The sequence below is a fragment of the Frankia sp. AiPs1 genome (assembly GCF_023716945.1).
GTDB lineage: Bacteria > Actinomycetota > Actinomycetes > Frankiales > Frankiaceae > Frankia.
The window spans coordinates 1-4,352 of the sequence record NZ_JAMQQF010000506.1 but is presented as its reverse complement, the minus strand read 5'-3'; the positions used below and the strand labels follow the sequence as shown (position 1 = coordinate 4,352).

The window sequence follows — 4,352 nt, the reverse complement described above, 5'->3', positions numbered from 1 at the left end:
GGGCAGGCGGTTCCGGCACGCCGAACCCGCCCAACCGCGGGCCGGATCCCCGTCCGGGACGTCCGGGCCGGGCCGAACCGCCGCGCCGGCCGGCTGGCAGTCCGGATCGGCACGGGACCGCGTCGGCCCGGGAGGCCGAGCTGTCCGCAGCGGCTGCGCGTATCGACCAGGCGCAAGTAGACGAGGTGACCCAGGCCTGGTTGGCACGCCGCGGATCCGTGCTGGACGGCATCGACGTCATCTGAGCCCTGGCACACCCCGCTGCCCCGCTGCCCCGCAGGCCGAGCCGGGTCCCGCGGCGCGTCGTTGCCCCGGACGACCCCGGCGCGCGGTATCCAGATGCGGCACGTGGTCGCCAAGGTGACCGGTGGGCACGGACGGTGCAGGTTTGAGGTGGCGAGCGGTGTGGCACGTACGCGTCGCCGGGCAGCTCGCCTGGCGCGAGGACAGCAACGGACGACGGAGCCGTCCCGCCCGATTTCACGGAAGGTGAGGCGTGGCCGAAGCCCTGACCGCACGCTTCGACCTGCCCGCCGATCCCCGCGCCGCCGGCCGGGCCCGCCGTCTGGTCGCCGAACTGCTCATCGCCTGGAGCCGTCCCGAGACCGTCGAGGTCGCGCAGCTCCTCGTCAGCGAGGTCGTGACGAACGCCGTGCGCTTCGTCGGCGACCGGGGTGCGTTGTGCCTGAGCGTCGACCTTCAGGCCGACCGGGTCCGCATCGCCGTCGACGACGGGACCGCGCAGCATCCGGCGCTGAAGCCCGCCGGCGAGGACGACGAGTCCGGACGGGGCATGCACCTGGTCGCCGCGCTGGCGCTGCAGTGGGGTGTCGTGGACATCCTGGACGACCAGGGGCCGGGCAAGCAGGTCTGGTTCGATCTCCCCCGCCAGCCGGATTCACCCCGCCAGGAGGATTCGCTGGAGGCGGCCTGCGGCTCCTGACGCCAGTCCGCACCCCACCCGGCACCGAATTGTCCGAAGAGGTGTTAAGGCGGCTTTGCTGGCACATATCGCTGACATGTCTCGTACGCGGCCCAGCGGGGCACCGATCGCGTGGCCATCACCGGCACCATTGGATGATTTGTCCGCTCGATGCGCCGACGACCGGAATTAGTCAGGTCGACAATGCGGATGCTTCAGCTGTTGTTCAGCCAACTCGCGTACCGTGACCTGCGTCTCCATCGTCACGACCGTGACCACCGCTCCGGCCCAACGGGGGTTGTCATAGAGATCCCGGTCCTGCTCGGCGCGGAGAGCGCTACCGTACCGACCGACCAGCCCGAGGCCCTGCTCCGCCAGCGCCACCGCCCGGCCCGACCCGAGGGTGCCGGGGCCGTGTTGGCGGAGCACCCGGCGGGTCGCACCGACCCCGACCGGCACGTCTTTGACGAGCCCCTCGCCGTCGGCCTGGCGCGGTCCCGGCGCCGGCCCCTGGTGTGCGGGATCGTCGTCGCGGCGCTGCTGGTCGTGCTGGCGGTTCGCTTCCGCGGGGACGCCGTCTCCCGGCTGTCCGGGGTGCCCGCCCCGCGGTGGCACTGGCTCGCCGCGTGCGCCTGCTGCACGGCACTGTTCTACGTCGCCAACGGCCTGTCCATGCGGGCGGCCAGCGGCCTGCGGGTGGAGTTGCGCACGGTGACGGGCGTCCAGGTGGCGGCCGCGGCGACGAACCGGATCGTCCCCGCCGGCCTCGGCGCCATCGCGGTCCATCTGCGATTCCTGGAGAAGCGCGGAATGACCCGGCCCGCGGCTCTCGCCGCCATCGCGTCGATCAAGGGCGCCGGCGCGATCACCCATCTGGCCGGCATCGTCATCGTGGCCGGGACGCTCAGCGGTTCGGGGATCGGCGCGGCGGTGGTCAGCCCGGTCCGATCCACCCTCGACGGGATCGGCGCGGGGCCGGTCCTGCTCGGCTGCGTGGTCGTCTGCGCGCTCGTGACCGGGACCGTCGCCCACCCGCGGGTGCGGGCGATGGCGCGGCCCGCCGTGCGGGCCTTCCGTGCTCACGTGTCGGTCCTCGCGCACTCCCCCGGGCGCACCACGGTCCTGCTGCTGTCCCAGGCCGGCACCCGCCTGTTCCAGATCCTGGCACTGGCCTGCACGGTGTGGGCGTTCGGGGCCAGCATCTCGGTGATGTCGGTGGCCACCGTCTACCTCGTCGGCTCCATGGTGGCCGGCGCGGCGCCGACGGCCGGCGGGGTAGGCGCGCTCGAACCCGCCTTGGCCTTCGGGTTGGCGGCCGCCGGCGGCGACGCCGCGACCATGCTCGCCGTCGTCCTCGTCTACCGAGTGATCAGCTTCTGGCTGCCGGTTCTGCCCGGGATCGTCGCCCTGGCCGGCCTGCGGCGCAGCGGGAACCTGTAAGGCGCCGGCCCCCGGCATGCGGGCTGCGGCCATGGGGGCTGCGGCCATGGGGGCTGCGGCATGGGCATGGGGCGCCACGGTCGCTGTCAGGCGGGCAGGTTGAGGGTCTCGACCACCGGTGACTCATGCTCATGGCCGAGCACCGACAGCCCGCCCGCGGCCAGCACGAAGTACGCCCCGGCCCGGGGCGGCAGGCCAAGCCAGCGGGCGACGAGCACCCGCAACATGTGCCCGTGGCCGACGAGGGCGACGTCGCCGCGTCCCAGCCAGGGGCGCAGCCGGCCCAGCACCGCGTCGGCACGCGCGCCGACCTGTTCGGCGGTTTCGCCGGCCGGCACCGGCTCGGTCCACACCGTCCAGCCGGGCACCGTCTCGCGGATCGTCGCCGTGGTGATGCCCTCGTAGCCGCCGTAATCCCATTCGGCCAGGTCGTCCCAGCTCTCCCGCTCGGTCTCGGCGGTGGCGACCAGGCCGGCGAGGTCGGCGGTGTGCCGAGCCCGCACCCGCGGGCTGGTCGCGACCAGGCCGAACGACCACGTCGACAGCCGGGCGGCCTGCCCGGCGGCCTGTCGTTCCCCCTCGGCGGTGAGCTCGACGTCCGTGCGGCCGGTGTGCCGACCGAGCCGGCTCCACTCGGTCTCCCCGTGGCGCAGCAACACCACCCGGCCCGACGGGACCTGCGGGATCATCCGCGGCGGGACGACCGGCGCCGCCGGCGCCGAACCCCGCCGGCGAACAGCAGCAGACCCCCGCCCACCAGTGCCACCCGATCCCACCGCACGACCCGCACGAGGGTGACGCCGCCCTGGGACAGGCGACTTCCCCCCGGCCCGCCGGCCTGACCGCCGCCGGGGACCAGCACCCCGCCGCCGGCCGCGGCAGCGGCTCCCGCCGGTAGCTGCGGCGCGCCCGGCCCTGGGTCGAGCCCGAGCGCGGGGCCGTAACGCTGCCGCAGCTCAGCAGCCTTGATCCGGAGCTGCTCCTGGGTGCGTTCGGCGATCCGGCGTGGGCTGACGATCTCGGCGATCGAGTCGATCGTCTCGGCCAGTTCGGCGCGGGTCTCCTCGATCTGGCGCTGGATGACGGCCGGGTCCTGCGGCACGGATGTTGCCCTCTCGTCCGGTGCGGATGACGGCGGTCACGGTGCGAGACGAACATTCGGCGCCGCACCGCGAACGTCCCGTCAGGTGCGGCCCTGGCGGATGCGACCCTGCCGGGTGCGACCCCCTTGGGTGTGGCCGGCCCGTTCCGATCGTGCCAGACCGACCACTCCCCGGCGAGGCGAAACGTCGAGTGGTCGCCAGGAGGTCTCTCACGTTTGCCCCCGCGTGCCGGCTTGCCCCCACTTCGGCGCCCGCCCCCGCCCGCCGCCCCCGGCCCGCATCCGCGGATCGACTCAGGTCGTCGGCCGGAACCCCGATGTCGGGCCGGACCGACCGGGGATCGTGAGGCGGCGGACATTACGCTGATGGCTGTGCGCGGCGGTCGGCAACGGTCTGACCCGGGAGGGCATCGCCCCGGGCCGACCAGTCCCGACCCCCAGCGCGGCCGAATGCTCACCGACGCGCTCCCCCGCGGCACACTGGCCGGCGCCGCGTTCGCGGTGCCGGCGGTGACCTGGGCGCTACTCGCTCACCTTCCGCTGGCCGGTCAGGCACCGCCGCCCGGCCGGCTGCTCCTCGTCGCCCTGGTAGCCGTCCTGCTCGCCGCCACGGCGGAAATCGTCCGATCGGTCCTGGCCGGCCGCCGCGGCGACCCCCGTCGCCGGCACGACCCGCGCCGACGAATCGGCGGGCCGCGGTCGTTCGGCGGTCTGCTCGCCGTCCAGGGCTTCCTGCACGCGGCGCTCGCCGCCGCCGGCCGCGGGGCCGCGCCGCGGACTGCGCGCGGTGATTCCCTGCTCGCCGTGCTTCTCTGCCACGGCGGCCGGACCGGGGCTCCGCCGGCCGTGCATGGCGCCGGGGCGGTGGTCCGCTCGGCAGCGCACCCC

At 74.7% G+C, this 4,352-nt stretch carries 4 protein-coding genes and 2 pseudogenes; 4 read left to right on the top strand and 2 right to left on the bottom strand.

Annotation, left to right across the window (positions count from 1 at the left end; translation table 11 throughout):
- The 3 genes and pseudogenes from ND748_RS26230 to ND748_RS26220 all read left to right on the top strand — a co-directional run.
- Positions 1-245 (top strand): annotated as a pseudogene (locus tag ND748_RS26230) (hypothetical protein); the annotation flags it as partial.
- A 251-nt stretch (positions 246-496) separates the two neighbouring features.
- The gene (locus tag ND748_RS26225; RefSeq protein WP_251748838.1) at positions 497-943 is read left to right on the top strand and encodes an ATP-binding protein; all 447 of its coding nucleotides are present in this window, start codon (positions 497-499) and stop codon (positions 941-943) included.
- 189 nt (positions 944-1,132) lie between these two features.
- On the top strand, positions 1,133-2,362 hold the full coding sequence (locus ND748_RS26220; RefSeq protein WP_308205729.1) for a lysylphosphatidylglycerol synthase transmembrane domain-containing protein: 1,230 nt from the start codon (positions 1,133-1,135) through the stop codon (positions 2,360-2,362).
- Positions 2,363-2,448: 86 nt separating this feature from the next.
- Here the strand turns inward: ND748_RS26220 and ND748_RS26215 are convergent, their stop codons facing one another.
- Complete coding sequence (locus ND748_RS26215; RefSeq protein ID WP_251748834.1) at positions 2,449-3,051, bottom strand: histidine phosphatase family protein; 603 nt, start codon at positions 3,049-3,051, stop codon at positions 2,449-2,451.
- The gene (locus ND748_RS26210; RefSeq protein ID WP_251748832.1) at positions 3,048-3,464 is read right to left on the bottom strand and encodes a DUF3618 domain-containing protein; all 417 of its coding nucleotides are present in this window, start codon (positions 3,462-3,464) and stop codon (positions 3,048-3,050) included. The genes ND748_RS26215 and ND748_RS26210 overlap by 4 nt, the downstream gene beginning before the upstream one ends.
- 366 nt (positions 3,465-3,830) lie before the next feature.
- Between ND748_RS26210 and ND748_RS26205 the strand changes: the two are divergent.
- Positions 3,831-4,352 (top strand): annotated as a pseudogene (locus tag ND748_RS26205) (hypothetical protein); the annotation flags it as partial.